General features: G+C 74.8%; 20 protein-coding genes. 10 read left to right on the top strand and 10 right to left on the bottom strand.

Translation table 11 applies throughout. The features are described 5' to 3' along the window. Nucleotides 1–144: 144 nt before the first annotated feature. The 5 genes from ACGH52_RS25035 to ACGH52_RS25015 form a co-directional block, all read right to left on the bottom strand. Nucleotides 145–588, bottom strand: coding sequence for an ATP-binding protein (locus ACGH52_RS25035; RefSeq protein ID WP_076976125.1), 444 nt, complete (start codon nt 586–588; stop codon nt 145–147). A 38-nt stretch (nt 589–626) separates the two neighbouring features. After that, nucleotides 627–1,061 (bottom strand): (deoxy)nucleoside triphosphate pyrophosphohydrolase, encoded by a 435-nt coding sequence (locus tag ACGH52_RS25030; protein ID WP_399942521.1) that lies wholly within the window; start codon nt 1,059–1,061, stop codon nt 627–629. A 47-nt stretch (nt 1,062–1,108) separates the two neighbouring features. Beyond that, nucleotides 1,109–1,300, bottom strand: a complete 192-nt coding sequence (locus ACGH52_RS25025) for an SPOR domain-containing protein (RefSeq protein ID WP_059299301.1) — start codon at nt 1,298–1,300, stop codon at nt 1,109–1,111. A 445-nt stretch (nt 1,301–1,745) separates the two neighbouring features. Continuing rightward, entirely contained in the window at nt 1,746–2,498 is a 753-nt protein-coding gene (locus ACGH52_RS25020; RefSeq protein ID WP_076976123.1) for a GntR family transcriptional regulator, read from the bottom strand. Nucleotides 2,499–2,645: 147 nt separating this feature from the next. Next, entirely contained in the window at nt 2,646–3,779 is a 1,134-nt protein-coding gene (locus ACGH52_RS25015) for a DUF4190 domain-containing protein (protein ID WP_121703524.1), read from the bottom strand. A 186-nt stretch (nt 3,780–3,965) separates the two neighbouring features. Between ACGH52_RS25015 and ACGH52_RS25010 the strand changes: the two genes are divergently transcribed. The 8 genes from ACGH52_RS25010 (at nt 3,966) to ACGH52_RS24975 (ending at nt 12,913) form a co-directional block, all read left to right on the top strand. Further along, nucleotides 3,966–5,516 (top strand): DHA2 family efflux MFS transporter permease subunit, encoded by a 1,551-nt coding sequence (locus ACGH52_RS25010; protein ID WP_399942516.1) that lies wholly within the window; start codon nt 3,966–3,968, stop codon nt 5,514–5,516. Between the two features lie 450 nt (nt 5,517–5,966). Further along, nucleotides 5,967–7,013 (top strand): ketoacyl-ACP synthase III family protein, encoded by a 1,047-nt coding sequence (locus ACGH52_RS25005; RefSeq protein WP_121703526.1) that lies wholly within the window; start codon nt 5,967–5,969, stop codon nt 7,011–7,013. A gap of 122 nt (nt 7,014–7,135) precedes the next feature. Beyond that, nucleotides 7,136–8,407 carry a beta-ketoacyl synthase gene (locus ACGH52_RS25000; protein WP_076976120.1) on the top strand — a complete coding sequence of 424 codons (1,272 nt, stop codon included), beginning with the start codon at nt 7,136–7,138 and terminating at the stop codon, nt 8,405–8,407. Further along, nucleotides 8,404–9,624 (top strand): ketosynthase chain-length factor, encoded by a 1,221-nt coding sequence (locus ACGH52_RS24995; protein WP_399942511.1) that lies wholly within the window; start codon nt 8,404–8,406, stop codon nt 9,622–9,624. The genes ACGH52_RS25000 and ACGH52_RS24995 overlap by 4 nt, the downstream gene beginning before the upstream one ends. Beyond that, a complete protein-coding gene (locus ACGH52_RS24990) occupies nt 9,621–10,769 on the top strand; it encodes an acyltransferase domain-containing protein (RefSeq protein WP_399942508.1) in 1,149 nt (382 codons plus the stop codon). The genes ACGH52_RS24995 and ACGH52_RS24990 overlap by 4 nt, the downstream gene beginning before the upstream one ends. Beyond that, nucleotides 10,739–11,530: an SDR family NAD(P)-dependent oxidoreductase gene (locus ACGH52_RS24985; RefSeq protein WP_059299308.1), complete on the top strand. Its 792-nt coding sequence runs from the start codon at nt 10,739–10,741 to the stop codon at nt 11,528–11,530. The genes ACGH52_RS24990 and ACGH52_RS24985 overlap by 31 nt, the downstream gene beginning before the upstream one ends. A 59-nt stretch (nt 11,531–11,589) precedes the next feature. Further along, complete coding sequence (locus ACGH52_RS24980; RefSeq protein ID WP_210976795.1) at nt 11,590–12,531, top strand: aromatase/cyclase; 942 nt, start codon at nt 11,590–11,592, stop codon at nt 12,529–12,531. A gap of 118 nt (nt 12,532–12,649) precedes the next feature. Next, a complete protein-coding gene (locus tag ACGH52_RS24975) occupies nt 12,650–12,913 on the top strand; it encodes an acyl carrier protein (RefSeq protein WP_076976117.1) in 264 nt (87 codons plus the stop codon). Between the two features lie 163 nt (nt 12,914–13,076). Here the strand turns inward: ACGH52_RS24975 and ACGH52_RS24970 are convergent, their stop codons facing one another. Then, complete coding sequence (locus tag ACGH52_RS24970) at nt 13,077–13,547, bottom strand: nuclear transport factor 2 family protein (protein ID WP_076976116.1); 471 nt, start codon at nt 13,545–13,547, stop codon at nt 13,077–13,079. A 211-nt stretch (nt 13,548–13,758) separates the two neighbouring features. On the opposite strand from ACGH52_RS24970, the gene ACGH52_RS24965 reads away from it, so the two are divergent. Continuing rightward, nucleotides 13,759–14,538, top strand: a complete 780-nt coding sequence (locus ACGH52_RS24965; protein ID WP_059299312.1) for a cyclase family protein — start codon at nt 13,759–13,761, stop codon at nt 14,536–14,538. 65 nt (nt 14,539–14,603) lie between these two features. Here ACGH52_RS24965 and ACGH52_RS24960 read toward each other — a convergent pair whose 3' ends face one another. Next, on the bottom strand, nt 14,604–15,050 hold the full coding sequence (locus tag ACGH52_RS24960) for a nuclear transport factor 2 family protein (RefSeq protein ID WP_059299313.1): 447 nt from the start codon (nt 15,048–15,050) through the stop codon (nt 14,604–14,606). 176 nt (nt 15,051–15,226) lie between these two features. Between ACGH52_RS24960 and ACGH52_RS24955 the strand changes: the two genes are divergently transcribed. Continuing rightward, complete coding sequence (locus ACGH52_RS24955) at nt 15,227–16,795, top strand: class I adenylate-forming enzyme family protein (protein WP_399942501.1); 1,569 nt, start codon at nt 15,227–15,229, stop codon at nt 16,793–16,795. 42 nt (nt 16,796–16,837) lie between these two features. Here ACGH52_RS24955 and ACGH52_RS24950 read toward each other — a convergent pair whose 3' ends face one another. Genes ACGH52_RS24950 through ACGH52_RS24940 form a run of 3 tightly spaced genes read right to left on the bottom strand, consistent with a single transcriptional unit; the run spans nt 16,838 to nt 19,829 of the window. Further along, a complete protein-coding gene (locus ACGH52_RS24950; protein WP_399942498.1) occupies nt 16,838–17,119 on the bottom strand; it encodes an acyl-CoA carboxylase epsilon subunit in 282 nt (93 codons plus the stop codon). Continuing rightward, the gene (locus ACGH52_RS24945) at nt 17,116–18,771 is read right to left on the bottom strand and encodes an acyl-CoA carboxylase subunit beta (protein WP_399942495.1); all 1,656 of its coding nucleotides are present in this window, start codon (nt 18,769–18,771) and stop codon (nt 17,116–17,118) included. The genes ACGH52_RS24950 and ACGH52_RS24945 overlap by 4 nt, the downstream gene beginning before the upstream one ends. After that, nucleotides 18,768–19,829, bottom strand: a complete 1,062-nt coding sequence (locus tag ACGH52_RS24940; protein ID WP_399942492.1) for a nucleotide disphospho-sugar-binding domain-containing protein — start codon at nt 19,827–19,829, stop codon at nt 18,768–18,770. The genes ACGH52_RS24945 and ACGH52_RS24940 overlap by 4 nt, the downstream gene beginning before the upstream one ends. Between the last annotated feature and the right edge of the window lie 59 nt (nt 19,830–19,888).

Here is a 19,888-nt window from a genome sequence, read left to right as displayed (position 1 = left end):
CTAACCAGCGGACACGGCATCGAATCACGCAGTTCCACAACTGCCACCGGCCTGTACCGGTTCACGGCCGGGACCAGGGGCGATGTCAGGACATTCCGGATGCCTGACCGGCGCGACGGCGACGGTGCGTCACCAGGGGTCGCGCTAGACGGGCAGGGCGAGTTCGAACCACACGGTCTTGCCCGCCTCGCCGGGGCGGGTCCCCCAGCGCCGTGCGGCGGTCGCCACCAACTGCAGACCCCGGCCGTCCTCGTCGTCGGGACGGGCGGCGCGCTCGCGGGGCGGGTCCGGCAGCGGGTCGGAGACCTCCACCAGCAGGACCCCGGCCACTCCGGCGGGGTCGCGTACGACGCGGACGCCGATGGGGCCGGTGGCGTGCCGCAGGGCGTTGGTGACCAGCTCGCTGACCAGCAGGGCGGCGATGTCCCCGACGCTGTCGAGCCGCCAGTCGTCCAGGGTGCGGCGGACCAGGGAGCGGGCGGTGCGCACGGCGTCCGGCGCCGCGGGAAAGACCCACTCGGCACAGTCGCTCTCGCCGTCACTCACGCCGTCCCGCACGCCGATCACTTCTCCCGGCCGACGACCCATCGCTGCCCGTTTTCATGGGGTTAATGGGCACATACCCTTTATCCGGGCTCGGTACCGCTCGCCGGGGTCCCCGCCTCGATTCCCAGGTGGGCGAGGACCTGCTCGACGGCCGGTACGTCCTGGTCGAGCCAGGGCACGTCCCAGACCTGGGCGGGGGTCAGCCAGCGCAGTGCGTCGTGGTCCTCAAGGGGTTCGGGGGCGGCGGAGCCGGGGCGCAGGCGGGCGGTCCACACCTGGAGGACGAGGGGCGGCCTCAGGGGCCACTGGCCCGGGACGCGCTCACCGGGCTCGGCCGCCACCCCGAGTTCCTCGCGCAGTTCGCGCACGAGCGCCGCCTCGGGCGTCTCGCCCGCCTCGACCTTGCCGCCGGGCAGCTCCCACCGTCCGGCCAGTTCGGCGGGTGCGCTGCGGCGTGCGGCGAGCAGGCGCTCGCCGTCGACCAGGGCGGCGCCCACCACGATCCGTTCCGTCATGCGCCGGAGCCTACGGCCTGTCCGGCCGTCCTCGCGGGGCGCGGGGGTCAGTCCGCGGCGCCCCGTCCGGGTGTGCCGAGCTTCTCGACCCAGTAGAGCTGCTTGTGTCCGCGGCCGTCGAGGGTGTCCGCGATCTGCTGGGCCTCCGCCCGGGTCGCGTATCTGCCCACGCGGTACCGATTGCCGTTGTCGTCCTGCCGGAAGACCAGCCAGGGAAGAGTGACCGTGCTGTCGTTCATCGCGCCCCTCCACTTCCCGTTCCCGCCGCCCGCGGCTCCCGCCGCGCCCCGCCCGCCAAGGAAACCGCAATCCGCATATGCCCGAGCCTACGCCCAACCTTCACGGAGCGAATACGGCTTTGCACAAAGAGGTACGCAACCAGCCAGAACGCAGGGGGCGCACGATGCGGAACGCGCCGTCTCCGCACCTCGATGCCTCCGGTCACGGGCATACCGGGGCGGGGCGAGGCGACCTGGGGGAACGACCGGATTGCGGCGCGGACGCGCGGGGCGCCGCGGTCCCGGACGGGTGTGCGAGTGAGGGAACGGAGCACGGGAGGCGCACGACAGGCGTGCGCCATCTCACACCGCCGCACGCCGCCACACCCCGCCTCGCACCGCCCCGCACCGTGGAAGGGCGCGCCGGGGCGGGTGAACTCCCCCTACCGGGACCCCGCTTGACGGACTACCTGACCGGCAGGTGGTACGCCACCCGGTAACGGTCGGCCGGGACGACCACGTCGGCCGTCTCCACCGCGCGCCCGGAGGCGAAGAAGGTGCGCTGGACGACCAGCACCACGTGCCCCGGTACGCCGCCCAGCGCGAGCAACTCCTCGGCGAGGCCGGGGCGGGCGCCGACCTCCTCGGTGACGTTGTCCACGACGACGTCGATGGCGGCCATCCGCTCGACGACGCCCATGCCGCCGAGCGGTCCCTCCTCGGGCAGCATCACGGGGGTGCGGCCGGTCAGGTCCAGCGGCTCCCAGGAGGTGGAGAGCATGACGGCCTCACCGGCCTCCCGGAAGACGTACCGCGTGCACATCACCCGGTCGCCCGGCTTGATCCCCAGCCGCTCGGCGACGGCGCCGCTCGCCTCGGCCTGCTCGCTGCGCGACTCCCAGGTGCCGTGCGCGTGGGCGTCGGCCTGCTCCTGGCGGAAGGGCGTGGCGCCGCCGGCCGGCCGGTACCCGGAGCGGGCGACGCGTCGCGGGACGGGCCGCTCGCGCACATAGGTGCCGGAACCGGAGCGGCCCTCGACGAGGCCCTCGGCCATCAGCACCTTGCGGGCCTCCAGCGCGACGGTGTCCGAGACGCCGTACTCCTCGCGGATCCGCGCCTGGGACGGGAGGCGGGTATGGGGCGGCAGCAGGCCGTCGGCGATCTTCTTGCGGAGATCACCCGCGACACGCAGATACGCCGGCTGCTCACCGAATGTCACTGGCCGCTCCCATCAGGTTGTACAGACAGCAACAGCGTGGCAACCGTAGGTTGGGCCAGGCAAGCAAAGGCCAAAGAATCACTCGATGTGATGACTTGTGGGGCCCGGGGGCTTTACGCAGGCACTTTCTCCCCACTGGGGCCGCTCTCACACCTCCACGCCGGGGTCGTCTCCCCCGCTCCCGCCACCGCCCTCGTAGTCCGGCGGTGTGGTGGCCAGGCCGAGGGCCTTGCGGGCGGTGACCGTGCTGTCGGCCACGACGAGGTCGTAGCCCTTGCCGTAGTGCTCGAAGTACGCGTCGAGGTCGGTCGCCTTCGCCGCCTGGCCCCACTCCCGCTGTGCCGCCCGCAGGTCCTCGGTCAGCTCGGCGACCGGGCGCTCGGCGCCGGCGGGCCAGTCGTGGCCGTCCAGCACCGCGATCTCGCCCCGGAGCGCCTCCGAGACCTGGCCCGCCCAGACCCGGTAGCCCGCGAAGTCGTCCTCGACGGCCTCGGCCGCGGGCACCTCGTCCATGGCCCGGTTCAGGTGGCCCTCGGCGAGCAGGTACGTGTGCTGGTCCCGGTCGAGCCGCGCGCCGTCGTTGCGCAGCGAGCCGGTCAGGGTGTCCCGCTCGTCCGTGTTCCCGAACAGGCAGGTGATCTCGCGGTCACCGGTCCGCCAGCTCCCGGAGGTCGGGGTCAGGTAGTACACGTCGACGTCGGTCGGCAGCGCCCACCGGTCCATCGCGTAGGCGTCCTGGAGGGCGTAGCACCGGTCGTCGGCGGCGCGCGTGATCTCCGTGTCGCCCGGGTAGGAACCGTCCGGCAGGTCGAAGGCGGCGAACACCTCGCCGTCGTGCTCCTGCGTGCAGGGCACCTGGTCGACGTCGTACGTCACCCCCTGGAGGGAGCCGCCCGGGGTGGTGAAGCACTGGCCCTTCTCGAGCGAGTAGGCGGTGCCCTCGCCGCGCGCGGCGTCCCGGAAGCCGTCCCAGAACTCGCCGGCGGCGCCCGTGGCGAGCGTCAGCGTCCACAGGGCCAGCCCCACGGAGGACAGCACGCACCCGGCCACCGCGAACCCCTTGCCCCGCTCGCCCCGCTTCCGGATCCGGGCCAGCGCGACCAGCCCGAGCACGAGCCCGACCGCCGGCACGAAGCACAGGACCCCGAGCACGAACGCGGCGATGGCGAGCCCGCTGACGGGAGCCTGCCGGGGGTACGGGGTGAGGGGTTGGCCCCACTGCGGAGCGTACGGGCCCTGGGGGTACTGCCCTTGGGGACCGGGCGGGGGCGGCATGGACACCGGGTCATCGTAAGCGCGGTACGCGCGGGAGCGGCACCCGGGGGACGTGCGGCGAGCGGGCCGGACGGCGGTCGGTGCGGCCCGTGCGGCCGGTTCTTCAGAGCTTCTCCACCCCTGCGCTATCCGCTGCCGTGACTCTCCTGTGCGGAACGCCCCGCACCCCACAGCGAGAGAGGACCTACGGCGATGGCAGCCACCGACGCAGCAACACCCGGCTCCGTGGAGACCCGCGGCCATCCGGGACGCACCGCCACGGTCACCTCGGTGGCCGTGTTCATGGTGTCCCTGGACAACCTGGTGGTCACGACCGCCCTTCCGAAGCTCAGGGAGAGCCTGGACGCGAGCCTGGCCGGGCTGGAGTGGACGGTCAACTCCTTCACCCTCGTCTTCGCCGTGCTGCTGCTCTCCGCCGCCGCGGTCGCCGACCGCTTCGGCCGCAAGCGGCTGTTCGCGATCGGCATCGGCGTCTTCACGCTCGGTTCCGTGCTCTGCGCGCTCGCTCCCGGCATCGAGATGCTGGTCGCCGGGCGGGCCGTGCAGGGGGTGGGCGCGGCGATCGTGCTGCCGCTCACGCTGACCCTGCTGTCCGCGGCCTACCCGCCCCATCAGCGGGGTGCGGCCCTCGGCATCTGGGGGGCGGTCGGCGGTCTCGCCGTGGCGCTGGGGCCGGTCGTGGGCGGCGTGGTGATCAACTACCTGTCCTGGCAGTGGATCTTCTGGATCAACGTGCCGATCGGGGTGGCACTGCTGGCCCTCACACCGGGCTGGCTGACCGAGAGCCGCGGCGAACGCAAGCCGCTGGACATCGGCGGCACGCTGCTGGGCTGCGTCGCCGTGCTCGGAATCGTCTTCGGCCTGGTCGAGAGCAGCTCGGCGGGCTGGGGCAGCCCCCGGGTCACGGGTGCGCTCGTGCTCGGTGCGGTGGCGCTGCTCGCGTTCCTCGGCTGGGAGCACCGCTCGCCGGCGCCGATGCTGCCGCTGCGGTTCTTCCGCAACCGGGGCTTCAACGCGATCAACGGCGTGTCGCTGCTGATGTACTTCGGGATGTTCGGGTCCATCTTCCTGGTCACGCAGTACGTCCAGACGGTCCAGGGCGCGTCGCCGCTCGGGGCGGGGCTGCGGCTGCTCGCCTGGACCGGCATGACCCTGATCGCGGCCCCGATCGGCGGGGTGCTCTCCGACCGGATCGGCGGCAGGCCGATCGTGCTGACCGGCATGGTGCTGCAGGCTGCGGGGCTCGTGGTCATCGCCCTGACGGTCACCGAGTCCTCCGGGTTCCTGACGCTGCTGCCCGCCTTCGTCCTCAACGGCCTGGGCATGGGCCTGTACTTCGGCCCCGCGGCCAATCTCGCGCTGGGCGCCGTGCGGCGCTCGGAGGAGGGCATCGCGTCCGGGGTCAACAACACGATCCGGGAACTCGGGGGCGTGTTCGGCGTGGCCGTGCTCAGCGCGGTGTTCGCCGCGCGGGGCGGCTACGAGAGCGGGCACGCCTTCGTCACCGGGATGCGGGCGGCGGTCTGGCTGGGAGCGGCTGCGGTGGCGGCGGCCGCGGTGTGGTCGCTGTGGCTCGCCGGCCGCGCGCCCGGGTCCGGGTCCGGGGCCGACACGGACCCCGGTCCGGCCGAGGCCGACGCGAAGTCCTCCGGCGGCGCCCCCACGACGCCGGACCCGGCTGCGGCCGTGCCGGTGCACTCCCCCGCCCCTGCCGCCCAGCCGCCGGTCGGCCTGCGCGGCTGAACCCGACGGAACGGAGGCCCGGCGCCGGACCCACGGCCCGGGGGGGGCCACCCGCCGGACCGACAAGTCCCGGGGCCGACAAGCCCCGGGGCCGGAAGGAATGAGCGCCGAGAAAGAGCGAGGCGCCGGGAAGAGCCCGGACCCGGCAGAGCCGGGAGAACCGACCGGAAGGCCGGAAGGCCGGAAGGCCGGAAGGCCGGAAGGCCGAGAGACGGGGCCGGAAGGCCGGGCCCCGCAAAACCGGGGCCGGAAGGCCGAGGGCCAGGGCCCGCAAGGCCGGGGGCCAGGACCGCAAGGCCCTGGGTCGCAAGGCCAGGAGGGCCGCAAGGCCGGGGCCCTGGGCCGCAAAGCCGAGGTCAAGGTCGGCCGGGTCCGGGCGGGGTTTTGAAGGTGCGTTGGTGTCGTCGGGTGGGTGGGCGAGTGCGAGGAGGAGGTTCAGGTGAGATTGCCATGAGGTACGAACGAGACGTCTTTGTCGCCGGGGTCGCCGGTGTGCTGCCCCCGCTCCACCCGGTGCGGGACGCCGTGGCGGCGGGTCTGCTCGACGAGCGGACGGCGCGTCAGACCCGGATGGAGAGCGTGGCCGTGTCGCAGGACAGGGCGGGCCCGGAACTGGCGGCCGAGGCCGGTCGGGCGGCGCTCGCGCACGCCGGGCTCGGCGCCGTCGACCTCGATCTGCTGCTGCACGCGAGCGTGCACTACCAGGGCCACGACCTGTGGCCGCCCGCCTCGTACGTGCAGCGGGCGGTCCACGCCGACACCTGCCCCGCGATCGAGATCCGTCAGATGTCCAACGGGGGGATGGCCGCGCTGGAACTGGCCTCCGGATACCTGCTGGGCGCCGACGACCGGTCCGCCGCACTGCTCACCGCCGGCGACCGGTTCTGCGCCCCGGCCTTCGACCGCTGGCGCTCCGACCCCGGCACCCTCTACGGCGACGCCGGCGCCGCCCTCGTCCTGTCCCGCCGCTCCGGCTTCGCCCGGCTGCTGAGCCTGGCCACGGTGTCCGACCCCGAACTGGAAGGCATGCACCGCGGCGACGACCCCTTCGGCGGCGCTCCGTTCGACCGGCGCCCCGCGGTCGACCTGGAGGCACTCAAACGCGCCTACGTCGCCCGCAACGGCATGTCGTTCTGTGTGGCCCGGGTCTCCGCGGGACAGCGCGCCGCGCTCAAGAACGCCCTCGCCCAGGCCGACGTCGAACTGGAGCGGATCGACCTGTTCGTCCTGCCCCACCTCGGGCGGCGGCGGCTCGACGCGGCCTTCTTCCAGCCGTTCGGCATCCCCGTCGAACGCACCGTCCTCGACTGGGCCGGCACGGTCGGCCACCTCGGCGCCGCCGACCAGTTCGCCGCGCTCGCCCACCTGGCCGCCGAGGGACGCCTGGTGCCCGGCCAACTGGTCCTGCTCGTCGGCGTGGGAGCCGGGTTCACCTGGTCCTGTGCCGTCCTGCGGATCGTCGACGCGCCGCCCGCGCCGGCCGCTCCCGACGCCTGACTCTTCTCCCCCCGAACACTTCTCCACGCGCCCGCACCAGCGGAAGGACTGAGCAACGTGAGACAGATCCAGCACCACCCACGGGCCGCACGACGGCCGGTGCACCGAACGGCGGCGCACCGATGACCCGCCGAGTGGTGATCACCGGCATGGGAGCCGTCGCACCGGGCGGCGTGGGCCTCAAGGCCTACTGGGAACTGCTGACGGCGGGCCGCTCCGCGACCCGGACCATCACCCACTTCGACGCGTCGCCCTTCCGTTCCCGCGTCGCCGCCGAGGTCGACTTCGACCCGCGCGCGGCGGGACTGGGCCCGCAGGAGATCCGACGGCTGGACCGCGCCGCGCAGTTCGCGGTCGTCAGCGCCCGCGAGGCGCTCCAGGACAGCGGTCTCGACACGGCGTCGTACCCCGACCCCGGCCGGATCGGCACCACACTGGGCAGCGCGGTGGGCTGCACCACCAGCCTGGAACGCGAGTACGTCGTCGTCAGCGACGGCGGACGCACCTGGGAAGTCGACCACGAGTACGCCGTACCGGCCCTCTACCGGCACTTCGTACCCAGTTCGATGGCGGCCGAAGTGGCCTGGCAGGCCGGTGCCGAGGGCCCCGCCGCCGTGGTCTCCACCGGCTGCACCTCCGGCCTGGACGCGCTCGGCCACGCGGCGGAACTCGTCCGCGACGGCTCCGTGGACGTGATGATCGCCGGCGCCACGGAGGCGCCGATCTCCCCCATCACCGCCGCCTGCTTCGACGCCATCCACGCCACCACCCCGCGCAACGACGACCCGGAGCACGCCTCCCGGCCGTTCGACCGCACCCGCAACGGACTGGTGCTCGGGGAGGGCGCGGCCGTCCTCGTCCTGGAGGAGCTGGAGAGCGCGCGGCGGCGCGGCGCGCACGTGTACGCCGAGATCGCCGGGTACGCCTCGCGCTGCAACGCGTACCACATGACGGGCCTGAAGCCGGACGGGGTGGAGATGGCGGAGGCCATCGACCGCGCCCTTCAGGAGGCCCGGGTCGCGCCCGAGGACGTCGACTACGTCAACGCGCACGGCTCCAGCACCAAGATGAACGACCGGCACGAGACGGCCGCGTTCAAGCGCAGCCTCGGGGCGCACGCCCACGACGTCCCGGTCAGCTCCATCAAGTCGATGATCGGGCACTCGCTGGGCGCGATCGGCGCCCTGGAGGTGGCGGCCTGCGCGCTCGCCATCGAGCACGACGTGGTCCCGCCCACCGCGAACCTGCGCGAACCCGACCCGGACTGCGACCTCGACTACGTGCCGCTGACCGCCCGGGACCACGACACCGACGTGGTGCTCAGCGTGGGCAGCGGGTTCGGCGGATTCCAGACGGCGATGGTGCTCGCCGCACCGGACAGGAGGCAGCCGTGAGAGCCGTCGTGACCGGGCTCGGTGTCGCCGCGCCCAGCGGCCTCGGCACCGGGGCCCACTGGAAGGCCGCGCTCGACGGGCGCGGCGCGATCGGCCCGGTGACCCGTTTCACCGCCGACGCCTACCCCACCCGGGTCGCCGGACAGGTCGACGGGTTCGAGCCCGCCGAGCACCTGCCCAGCCGGCTGCTGCCCCAGACGGACCACATGACGCGGCTCGCGCTGGTGGCCGCGGACGAGGCGCTCGCCGACGCGGCCGTGGACACCGCCTCGCAGGACGCGTACGGCATGGGCGTGGTCACCGCGGCCTCCGGCGGTGGCGTGGAGTTCGGCCACCGCGAGCTGCAGAACCTGTGGAACCGGGGCAAGGAGTACGTCAGCGCCTACCAGTCCTTCGCCTGGTTCTACGCCGTCAACACCGGCCAGATCTCCATCCGGCACGGGCTGCGCGGCCCCAGCGGGGTGCTGGTGGCCGAGCAGGCCGGCGGGCTGGACACGCTGGGGCAGGCCCGGCGGCACCTGCGCCGCGGCACACCGCTGGTGGTCGCCGGCGGGGTCGACGGGGCGCTGTGCCCCTGGGGCTGGGTGGCCCAGGTGTCCACCGGGCAGCTCAGCACGGTCGACGACCCCGGCCGGGCGTACCTGCCGTTCGCGGCCGGTGCCCCGGGTTACGTTCCCGGCGAGGGCGGCGCCCTGCTGGTCGTCGAGGAGGCCGAGGCGGCCCGTGCCCGCGGGGTGCACCGGGTGTACGGCGAGATCGCCGGGTACGCCGCCACGCTGGACCCGCGTCCCGGGTCCGGGCGGCCGCCCGGTCTTGAGCGCGCCGTGCGCAACGCCCTGGCCGACGCCGACGTCGCACCGGGTGACGTGGACGTGGTGTTCGCCGACGCGTCGGGCGTGGTGGGGCGGGACCGCGAAGAGGCCGCCGCCCTGGTCGCCGTGTTCGGGCCGGGCGGCGTGCCGGTCACCGCGCCGAAGGCGGGCACCGGCCGGCTCTTCGCCGGGGGTGGGTCACTGGACGCGGCGACCGCGCTGCTCGCCCTGCGGGACGGGGTGATCCCGCCGACGCCCAACGTGCCGTGTGCCGACCCCGGTTACCGTATCGACCTGGTCACGGGTGCCGCGCGGGAGCTGCCGCTGCGCACCGCGCTGGTGCTGGCCCGCGGTGACGGCGGCTTCAACAGCGCCGTGGTGCTGCGCGGGGGCGACGCCCGGTGAACGCCGTCGCGCAAGCCGCGCAGGACGCGCAGGCCGCTGCGGGGGACGCCGCGCCGACGGTGGCGGTCCTGCTGCCCGGCCAGGGCTCGCAGTACCCGGGCATGCTGCGCGGGCTGTACGGGTCCGAGCCGGTGTTCACCCGGGTGCTGGACGAGGTCTTCGAGCGGCTCGGCAAGGAGGGCGCGCGGACCAGGGACGACTGGCTGGGCGACGCGCCGGGCGTCCCGCTGGACGACGTGCGCCGGGCCCAGCCCCTGCTGTTCGGCCTGGACGTGGCGCTGGGCACGCTGCTCACCTCGTGGGGCGTGCGGCCCGCCGCGTATCTCGGGCACAGCGCCGGTGAGTACGCGGCCGCCGTACTCGCCGGGATCATGAGCCTGGACGACGCCGTGGACGTGCTCGCCGCGCGCGTGGACTCCCTGGCCGGGGCCCCGCCCGGCGGCATGGTCGCGGTGGCGGCGAGCGCGGCCCAGGTCGCGCCCCGGCTCACTTCGCAGGTCGTGGTGGCCGCCGTGAACGCGCCGTCCCAGGTGATGCTGGCCGGGCCGCACCCGGACCTCGGCGAGGTCACCGCGGCGCTCACCGAGGACGGGACGGCGTGGATGCCGGCCAAGGCCACCACCGGGTACCACAGTCCCTCGGTGGCCGAGGCCTGCGCGGCGACCGTCCCCGCCTACCGGCGGATCTCCCTGCGTGCGCCGCACACCCCGGTGGTGTCCGGGTACACCGGGCGGGAACTGGTCGAGCCCCTCGTGCGCGAACCGCGGTTCTGGGCCATGCAGCCTTCCCGGCCGGTGCACTTCGGGGCGGCGCTCGCTCATCTCCTCGGGCCGCGCGGCCCGTTGGGGGCGGGGCCGTTCCTGCTGGTGGAGGCCGGTCCGGGGCAGGGCCTGTCGACGGTCGCGCGCCGCCACCCCGCCGTCACCCGGGGCGGCGGCACGGTCGTCCCGCTCTCCCCGGCGCGCGCGGGAGCGGAGCGCGACCGCGCCCAGCTGGCCGAGGCCGTCCGCCGTCTGCGGCCGGCCGCCGACCCGGCCCTCCTCCCCGCCGACTCGCCCCGCTCCGCCTCCCCCGGCCCCGTCGCTTCCATCCACGTTCCAGGAAAGGACCCGTCATGGACACCAGCCGACCCCGTGCGGCACTGATCACCGGCGGCACCAGCGGCATCGGCCTGGCCTGTGCCGAGCTGCTGGCCGAGCAGGGACACGCGGTCTTCCTGTGCGCCCGCGACCAGCAGGACGTGGACACGGCCGTGGAGAAGCTGCGCGCCGCCGGTCACGAGGCCGCGGGCGCACGGGCGGACGTGACCTCGAAGCAGGACGTCAAGGACCTGGTGCGGGCCGCCGCCGACCGCTTCGGACCGCTGCACGTGCTGGTGAACAACGCCGGGCGCGGCGGAGGCGGCGTCACCGCCGAGCTGTCGGACGACCTGTGGGAAGACGTCATCGAGACCAACCTGAACGCCGTCTTCCGGGTCACCCGCGAGGTGCTCACCCGGGGCGGCATGCTCGCCCGCGGCGCCGGGCGCGTCGTCAGCATCGCCTCCACCGGAGGCAAGCAGGGCGTGGTGCTCGCGGCACCGTACTCGGCGTCGAAGCACGGCGTCGTCGGCTTCACCAAGGCCCTCGGACTCGAACTCGCCCAGGCCCGCTCGGGCATCACCGTGAACGCGGTCTGCCCCGGGTACGTGGAGACGCCCATGGCGGGCCGGGTACGCCGCGGGTACGCGGAGCACTGGGGCACCACCGAGCAGGAGGTCCTCGAGCGTTTCCAGGCGAAGATCCCGCTCGGCCGCTACTCCACCCCGCAGGAGGTCGCGGGCCTGGTCGGCTACCTCGCCTCGGACACCGCGGCCTCCATCACGGCGCAGGCGCTCAACGTCTGCGGCGGTCTGGGCAACTACTGAGGCCCGGGCGCCGCGCCCTTGGCTCCCCCTTGTCGTCCGGCTCCTGGAAGGAAGCACCCGTGCAAACGGTCCATCACACCCGCCACGAAGTACTCACCAGCGCTCCAGCGGACCACGTCTTCGCCCTCGTGGCCGACGTGACCGGCTGGCCCCAGGTGTTCGGCCCCACGGTGCACGCCGAGGTGGCCGAGGAAGAGGAGGACGAACAGCTGCTGCGCATCTGGGCGTTCGCCAACGACGAGGTCCGCTCCTGGACCTCCCGCCGCACCCTGGACCGGTCCGCCGGCACGGTCGCCTTCCGTCAGGTGGTCTCCTCGCCACCGGTGTCGGGGATGGGCGGCGAGTGGCGCGTCGAACGCGTCGGCGACGCTACCCGGGTGGTGCTGCTGCACGACTACAGCGTCGTCGACGACGAGCCCGGGGCGGCGGCCTGGGTGGCCAGGGCGGTGGAGCACAACAGCGAGGCCGAGCTGGCCGCCCTGCGCGGCGCCGCCGAGACCGGCGTGCAGCGGCCGGAGCTGACGTTCTCCTTCAGCGACAGTACGGAGATCCAGGGGTCGGCCGAGGACGTGTACGCCTTCCTCGACCGCGCCGACGCCTGGCCCGAGCGGCTGCCGCACGTCGCCGCCGCACGCTTCACCGAGGAGCCGGACGGCGTCCAGGTACTGGACATGGACACCCGCGGCCCGGACGGCTCGGTGCACAACACCCGCTCGGTGCGGGTGAGTTTCCCCGAGCGGGGCCTGCTGGTCTACAAGCAGCTCAAGGTCCCGCCCGTCATGACGGGCCACACCGGCCGCTGGACGGTCGAGCAGCACGGCGACACCGTCACCGCCACCTCCTGGCACACCGTGAGCCTGGACCCGGCCGGTGTCCGGGAGCACTTCGGCGCGGGGACGACCCCGGCCGAGGCGCGGACGCTGGTGCGCCACGCGCTCGGCACCAACAGCTCCACGACGCTGCGGTACGCGAAGGAGCACGCCGAGCGGTGTCGCGGCTGAACGACGCCCACCGGAACCGACGCACGGAAATCAACGCACCGAACCCACGCACCGAACCCACGCACCAAACCCACGCACCGAACGAACACCACGGAACGAACACCACGGGAGGATCACCATGGGACACCTGACCCTGGACCAGCTGCTGGACATCCTGCGCGACTGCGCGGGCGAGGACGAGAGCGTGGACCTGACCGGAGACGTGCTGCACACGTCCTTCCTGGACCTCGGCTACGACTCGCTGGCCATGCTCCAGGCCACCGGGCGCATCGAGCGCGACCTGGGCGTGGCACTGCCCGACGACGTCGTCGCCGAGGCGGAGACGCCGTACCAGCTGCTGGCCGTCGTCAACGCGACGCGGCCCGCGCAGGCCGCCGCCTGACCCGACCGACATGCCGCCACCCGCCCACCGTTTCGGTGGGCGGGCGGCGGCATGCGGCGGGTCGGCGAGGTGCGGGACGGACGCGGGCATGGTCGTGCCCCGGTCGCGGGGGATGTCGACCGGGGCACGGGTTCGGGGGCGTACGGCCAGGGGCGGGTCCGTCCTAACGGGCCGTCGGTGGCAGGTCGTCGCGGTCCACGTGCCGGGAGAGGATGCGCAGCCGGCCGTCCTCACGGGTGAGGACGTCCTCGCACACGGTGCTGGCCAGCAGCGTGGGGGCACCGTCCTCGGCGCCCCGACGGGTGGCGACCACCAGGACGTACGCGCGGGCGAGCAGCAGGCCGTCGGGGCGCTGCTCCAGGGCGAGCTGCGTGAGCATGTGGCGGTGGACGACGCCCTCGGCGGCCCGGTCCGCGAACATGCGGGTCACGGCGGCCTCGATGACCTGCCTGCCGGTCACCGGCTCGGGGCGGGCGTTGGAGCTGAAGGTGCCCGCACGGGCGAACCCGGCGGCCCAGGCGACCGGGTCGCCGCCGTCGCCGGCCTGGAAGTGGCGGGCGTAGAACTCCTCCACCTCGTGGCGGAGTCGCGGGTCGGTGCCCTGGGTGACGACCTCCGGCTGCGCGGTCGGCATGGCGGTTCCTCCGATCGGTGGGGCGGACGGCGGTCACGCGTGCCGCGCCGCCGGTACGACGGTCGCGGCGCGGGCTCGAAGGCGGCTAGGCCGGTGCTGAAGACCGCCGCGCGTTCACGACTGCTCCAGGGAGGTGCGAGGGGCGTTGTCCAGGATGGCCGCGACCCCCCGACCGTCACACCCGCGTCCGTCTCGCCTCCGAGGAGCAGCCATGGCACTGATCGACCTGTCGTCCCCCGTGGACAGCACGTTCTGGGAGCCGGACCCGGTGACCCACACCGTCATGTCCGCCCGGGAGGGCGCGCGGCACATGGCCGACGGGATGCGCCGGGCGTTCGGCGTGGACTTCGACACCTCCGTGCTGCCCGACGGCGAGTTCCTGACCAACGACTTCCTGACGCTGACCGCGCACACCGGTACCCATGTGGACGCGCCCGCCCACTACGGCTCCCGCGGGCCGGGCGGCGCCGAGCCGCGCACCATCGACCAGATGCCGCTGGACTGGTTCCACCGCCCGGCGTTCACCCTCGACCTGCGCGCCGCCGGGACCGGCACGGTCGACGCGGCGTTCCTGGAGAAGGCGGTCGCGGACACCGGCTACGCGCCGCAGCCGCTGGACATCGTCCTGCTCGACACGGGCGCCGCCGAACGGGTCGGCACGCAGAGCTACTTCACGGACTTCACCGGGCTGGACGGCTCGGCGGTGCGGTACCTGCTGGACCTGGGCATCCGGGTCATCGGCACCGACGCGTTCAGCCTGGACGCCCCCTTCGGGCACATCATCCGGACCTTCCAGGAGACCGGTGACCCGGGCGTGCTGTGGCCGGCGCACTTCGCGGGGCGGGAGACCGAGTACTGCCAGATCGAGCGACTGGCCGGGATCGAGGCGCTGCCGCGGCCCCACGGCTTCACCGTCAGCTGCTTCCCGGTCAAGATCGCCCGTGCCGGTGCGGGCTGGACCCGGGCGGTGGCGCACGTGCCGGAGGCGTGAGCGGTTCCGCGCGTGCCGCGGGGCGGGTCTCCGGTGAGGAGGCCCGCCCCGCGGCACGCGCGCGGTCAGCCGAGCGGCGGCAGGTCGTCGCGCTGCACGGTGCGCCGCCGTACCTGCCAGCCGTCGTCCCCGGTGATCACCTCGTCCGCGCAGACCGTGCTCAGGTACGCCTGCGGGCCGCCCCCGCGGGGCGTCTCGACGAGCAGGACGTAACTCCGGGTCGCCAGCGCCCCGTCCGGCAGGTCGTCGACCGTCATCGAGGTGAGCAGGTGCCGTCGTACGACGCCGCGGGCGGCGCGCGCGGCGCCGAACCGGCGGGTCGACTCCCGGACCGTCTCCCTGCCCCGGACGGGGGCGGGCAGGGCGTTGCTGACGAAGACGGTGTCCTCGGTGAACGTCCGCGCGTAGGCGTCCGCGTCGTCCGAGTCGGCGGCGTGCATCTGGCGGGCGTAGAAGTCCAGCAGCGAGCGGTGCCGTTGCGCCGCGAGGGCGTTGTCCTGGGTGGTGGTCATGGGGGCTCCTGACGCGGGCGTGGGTGCGGAGTTCGGCAGGCTGGCGGCGGCCGCTCGGCACGGACTCGGGCGGCTCTCGTTCAGGGGTGCTCGATCCGGCCTCCAGCCGGGCGGCACAGGGTGCGGGCACGCGCGTCCCGAAGGGGGTCCGCGCACCCGAGAAGGGACACAAGACCGTGACCACAGCTCCCACGCAGGCCGCCGGAAGCGGGCGGTCGCCCCTGTTGGACGCGCTCCCCAGGGCGGCGGCCCGGCGCGCCGGTGACCGGGTCGCGGTCCGCGTCGCCGGTGGTGCGGACCTGACGTACGCCGGTCTCGACGCCAGGATCGACGCGATCGCCGCCGTGCTGCGTGCGCGGCTCGGCACCGGCACGCGCCGGGTCGTGGCCGTCTCCTCCGTCCTCGGCCCCGACTTCCCGGCGGTGTACTACGCGGTGGTGCGCGCCGGTCACGTGGTGGCCCCGGTCAACCCGCTGCTGCCACCGCCCCTGTGGCAGGGGTTGCTGACGTCGGTCGGCGCCGGTGCGGCGGTGCTGGGAGGCGACGTGCGCGCGCGGGTGGCGCGGGCGCTGGACGGGGTCGCGAGCCTGCGGCACGTGCTGGACTTCGAGGAACTGCCGCCGGCGGGCGGGCCCGTGCCGGAGACCGGTCCGACGGCTGTCGGCCGCCAGGGCGCCGAGGACGAGGTCGCGGCCCTCATGTTCACCAGCGGCAGCACGGGGCGGCCCAAGGCGGTCGCGCTGACCCACCGCAACCTGGTGGCGGGGGCCGGTCAGATCGGTTCGGCCCACGGCGTGGACGCGGACTCCGTGGTGCTCAACGGGCTGCCGATCTACCACCCCATGCACCTGAACGCCGCGGTGCGGGCGGGTGCCACCCAGGTGCTGGCGGGCGGCCCCGATCCGGTCGACGCCGTGCGCGCCGGGGCCGCCGCCGCGGCCACGCACTTCTACGCGCTGCCGTTCCAGCTGGCCCGCCTGGCCGCCGACCCGCGTCTCGACGAACTGACCCTGCCGCGGGCCCGGCTGATCGGGACCGGCGGACTGCCGCTGCCGCCGTCGGCCGTCCGGCGGCTGACCGAGCGCCTCGGCGTGCCCCTGGTCCAGGGGTACGGCCTGACCGAGACGGCGGGGCTCGCGCACTCCGCGGGCGCCGAGGGCGCGGCCGCCGGTTCGGTGGGCCCGGCGCTGCCCGGGGCCAGGACCCGGGTGGTCGGCCTCGCCGACCGGAAGCCGCTGGAGCCCGGGCAGGTCGGTGCGATCGAGGTGGCCGGCCCGCACGTGGCGGCCGGTTACGCCCGGGCCGACGCGGCCGGTGCGCTGACCGTCACCCCGCTCGCCGACGCCGACGGCTGGCTCGCCACGGGCGACGCCGGACGGCTCGACGCGGACGGCACGCTGTTCGTCCTGGACCGGGTCTGCGACCTGTACCGGCACGGCGGCGAACTCGTCTCGCCGGGGCGCGTCGAGCGGCGTCTGGGCGCCCACACGGACGTACGGGAGTGCGCGGTGCTGGGCGTGCCGACCGCCGAGGGGGCCGCGGACGGGGAGGCCCTGACGGTGGCGTTCGTCGTCACGCGCCCCGGCGGCCTCGCGGTCGGGGACCTGGTGGACGAGCTGGACAGGGGCCGTCCGGCCGCCGAGCGCGTGCACCGCGCCGAGCACCTGGACGCGCTGCCCCGGCTGCCCAACGGCAAGGTGGACCGCGCGGCCCTGCGCACCCTCGCCCCGGCCGCGACGCCGTGACCGCACCGGCGGCCCGCTCCACGCCCTGAGCCCGAAAGGAACCTAGCCCGCCCGCTGCCAGGACGCCGTCGGTACCTCGGGCGGGCTCCAGCGGGCGCGGCGGTGGCCCGCGGTACGGGGCCGGGGGGCGCGGCGGGGCAGGACCGCCAGGATGGCCGCGGTGACCGCGGCGACCTCGTCCGGGGTCGGGTCTCCGTGGAAGACCAGCAGCGGCTTCGGGGGCTGCGCGACCGCGGACGCGTCGGTGGCCGCGACGTCCTGGGGGAGGGGGAAGGGCGCCCGCGAGGGCGCGGGAGTGGTCCGTGTGGGTGTCCGTGAGGTCATTGCGGCTGGTTCCCATGCTTGCGGGCCGGACCCGCACGGTGCTTGGCGCGCAGCACGGCGAGCGCGTCGATGAGCACCCTGCGGGTGTCGGCGGGGTCGATGACGTCGTCCACGAGGCCGCGTTCGGCGGCGTAGTAGGGATGCATGAGTTCGGTGCGGTACTCCTCGACGAGCCGGGCCCGGGTCGCCTCCGGGTCGTCGGCGGCGGCGATCCGCCGGCGGAAGACCACGCCCGCGGCGCCCTCCGCGCCCATGACGGCGATCTCGTTGCCGGGCCAGGCGAAGGACAGGTCGCAGCCGATCGAGCGGGAGTCGAGCACGATGTACGCGCCGCCGTACGCCTTGCGCAGGATCACCTGGACCCGGGGCACGGTGGCGTCGCAGTAGGCGTACAGCAGCTTCGCGCCGTGCCGGATGATGCCGCCGTGCTCCTGGTCGACGCCCGGCAGGAAGCCCGGCACGTCGACGAGCGTGACCAGCGGGATGCTGAACGCGTCGCAGAACTGGACGAAGCGCGCGGCCTTCTGGGAGGCGTCGATGTCGAGGACGCCGGCGGACACCGAGGGCTGGTTGGCCACCAGGCCCACGGTCTGGCCGCCGAGGCGGGCCAGCGCGCACACCACGTTCGGCGCCCACAGCTCGTGCACCTCGGTGAAGTCGCCGTCGTCGACGATCTCCGCGATGACCGGACGGATGTCGTAGCTGCGGCGGGGCTCGGCCGGGACCAGGTCCAGCAGCGCCTCGCAGCGCCGGTCGACGGGGTCGGCGGGCTCCGTCTCCGGGGGCAGTTCGCGGTTGTTGGGCGGCAGCAGGGTCAGCAGGTGGCGCACCTCCGCCAGGCAGCTCTCCTCGTCGTCGTGGACGAAGGCGGCGACCCCGGAGCGTGCCGCGTGCACCTCGGCGCCGCCCAGTTCCTCGTGGGTGACCTCCTCCCCGGTGACGGCCCGCACCACGTCCGGGCCGGTCACGAACATCTGGGAGGTGGAGCGCACCATGAACACGAAGTCGGTGAGCGAGGGCGAGTAGGCGGCCCCGCCGGCGCACGGGCCGAGCATGACGCTGATCTGCGGGACGACGCCGGAGGAGCGGACGTTGCGCCGGAAGATCCCGCCGTACCCGGCGAGGGCGGAGATGCCCTCCTGGATGCGGGCACCGGCCCCGTCGTTGAGGCTCACCAGCGGGGCGCCGGCCGTTTCGGCCAGGTCCATCACCTTGTGGATCTTCTGGGCGTGGGCCTCGCCGAGGGCGCCGCCGAAGATCCGGAAGTCGTGGGCGTACGCGAAGACCCGCCGCCCCTCCACCAGGCCCCAGCCGGTGACCACGCCGTCGGTGTGGGGCCTGCGGTCCTCCAGGCCGAATCCGGTGGCCCGGTGCCGGCGCAGGGTCTCGATCTCGCGGAACGTCCCCTCGTCGAAGAGGAGTTCCAGCCGCTCGCGGACGGTGAGCCGGCCCCGCCGGTGCTGGGCCTCGGTCGCCGCCTCGCCGGGTCCCGCGGCGGCGAGCGCCCGCAGCTCGCGGAGCCGGCCGGTCAGTTCGCGCAGATGGGGTGTGCCCTGCCCGGCGTCCGGAGCCGCGGGCCGGGGGGACCCGGTCGCGGGCGCCGCTGCCCCGGTGGGCCCGGCCGTCGGCCGTTCCGCCTCGTTGACGCTCATGAAGCCCGCTCACCTTCCTGTTCCTGTCGGCGGTTCGCCGCGGTCCTTCCGCGGTGCCGGTCCGGCCGGTCCTGCGGCGGGTGCGCCGCGCGCCCGGGGCCGGTGCGCCCGGAGCCCGCGGCGTACTCCTCCAGCGGGCCGACCAGCGCGTGGGGCGGCGACAGCGCCGCCATCTCGGTCCTGAGGCGTGCCGCGGCGGCGAGGGCCCGGCCGCCGTGCAGCAGTTCCGCCAGCCGCCGCCGCAGCCGCAGCGCGTCGGCCAGGTCCGCCGCGTCGTCGGCGTCGGCCGCCGCGAGGCGCTGTCCGGCGCCGATCCGGTGCAGCCGGTCGCCGGCCGGGCGGGCGTCGGCGAGCACGAGCTGCGGGACGCCGAAGGCCGCGGCGACCGGTGTGACGTCCGGCCCGCCGTCGTGGACGACGCCCGCGCTGGTGGCCAGGACCGGGCCGATCAGGTCGGGGGCGGCGAACCGCACGGGCTCCTCGAAGGCGTCGCGGTAGACGTACCGCGTGCGGGGGTCGACCACGACCACCAGTTCCGCGTCGAGTCCGTGCACCGCGCGGGCGACCCGGCGCACCCGGGCGGCCGGCCAGGTGTCGTGCCCCGCGCCGGGGCGCAGGCACACCCGCAGCCGATCGGGGGGTGTCCGGAGCCAGGGGGGCGCGGGCCGCGCCGTGGCCGGTTCCTCGTGCCGCACCGACCACGCTCCGGCCTCGGTGCCGGTACGCAGCGCGGGCGGGCAGGGGTCGACGCACCACGGTCCGGCGTCGCCGCCTGGCCGAGGGGCGGTGTCCCGGTGGTCCAGGGCCGTCCAGTGGAGCACCGGACCGTCCTGCGGCCAGGGGGCGGGCCCGTCCCCGTCCGGCGCGCGCACCACCAGGTGCGGGCGCCAGCCCGGTTCGGGCGGCCGCACGGCAAGTCCGGGGCCGAGCACGTAGCCGTCCGGCCGCACCGGCGCCGCGATCCGCACCTCGTGCCCGGCGGCCGCGCAGGCCAGGGCGGTCGGCGCCATCGGGGACAGGTGCGGCAGGGAGCGCCGTGCGGCGAACAGCACACGCATGTTCTCCCCCTCGCAGCCCGGGGCCGAGCGCGCTCACCGCACAGGGCCGGCACCGCTCA

The sequence above is a fragment of the Streptomyces sp. BBFR25 genome (assembly GCF_044590125.1).
Taxonomy (GTDB): Bacteria; Actinomycetota; Actinomycetes; order Streptomycetales; family Streptomycetaceae; genus Streptomyces; species Streptomyces canus_D.
This window is presented reverse-complemented; position numbering and strand designations above follow the sequence as displayed.

Coding starts and splice junctions, on each gene's coding strand:
- ACGH52_RS24985 (WP_059299308.1), top strand. CDS start 10,739: ATGGACACCAGCCGACCCCGTGCGGCACTGATCACCGGCGGCACCAGC.
- ACGH52_RS25000 (WP_076976120.1), top strand. CDS start 7,136: ATGACCCGCCGAGTGGTGATCACCGGCATGGGAGCCGTCGCACCGGGC.
- ACGH52_RS25025 (WP_059299301.1), bottom strand. CDS start 1,300: ATGAACGACAGCACGGTCACTCTTCCCTGGCTGGTCTTCCGGCAGGAC.
- ACGH52_RS25005 (WP_121703526.1), top strand. CDS start 5,967: ATGAGGTACGAACGAGACGTCTTTGTCGCCGGGGTCGCCGGTGTGCTG.
- ACGH52_RS24970 (WP_076976116.1), bottom strand. CDS start 13,547: ATGCCGACCGCGCAGCCGGAGGTCGTCACCCAGGGCACCGACCCGCGA.
- ACGH52_RS24960 (WP_059299313.1), bottom strand. CDS start 15,050: ATGACCACCACCCAGGACAACGCCCTCGCGGCGCAACGGCACCGCTCG.
- ACGH52_RS24950 (WP_399942498.1), bottom strand. CDS start 17,119: ATGACCTCACGGACACCCACACGGACCACTCCCGCGCCCTCGCGGGCG.
- ACGH52_RS24940 (WP_399942492.1), bottom strand. CDS start 19,829: ATGCGTGTGCTGTTCGCCGCACGGCGCTCCCTGCCGCACCTGTCCCCG.
- ACGH52_RS25010 (WP_399942516.1), top strand. CDS start 3,966: ATGGCAGCCACCGACGCAGCAACACCCGGCTCCGTGGAGACCCGCGGC.
- ACGH52_RS25035 (WP_076976125.1), bottom strand. CDS start 588: ATGGGTCGTCGGCCGGGAGAAGTGATCGGCGTGCGGGACGGCGTGAGT.
- ACGH52_RS24965 (WP_059299312.1), top strand. CDS start 13,759: ATGGCACTGATCGACCTGTCGTCCCCCGTGGACAGCACGTTCTGGGAG.
- ACGH52_RS24975 (WP_076976117.1), top strand. CDS start 12,650: ATGGGACACCTGACCCTGGACCAGCTGCTGGACATCCTGCGCGACTGC.
- ACGH52_RS25030 (WP_399942521.1), bottom strand. CDS start 1,061: ATGACGGAACGGATCGTGGTGGGCGCCGCCCTGGTCGACGGCGAGCGC.
- ACGH52_RS24945 (WP_399942495.1), bottom strand. CDS start 18,771: ATGAGCGTCAACGAGGCGGAACGGCCGACGGCCGGGCCCACCGGGGCA.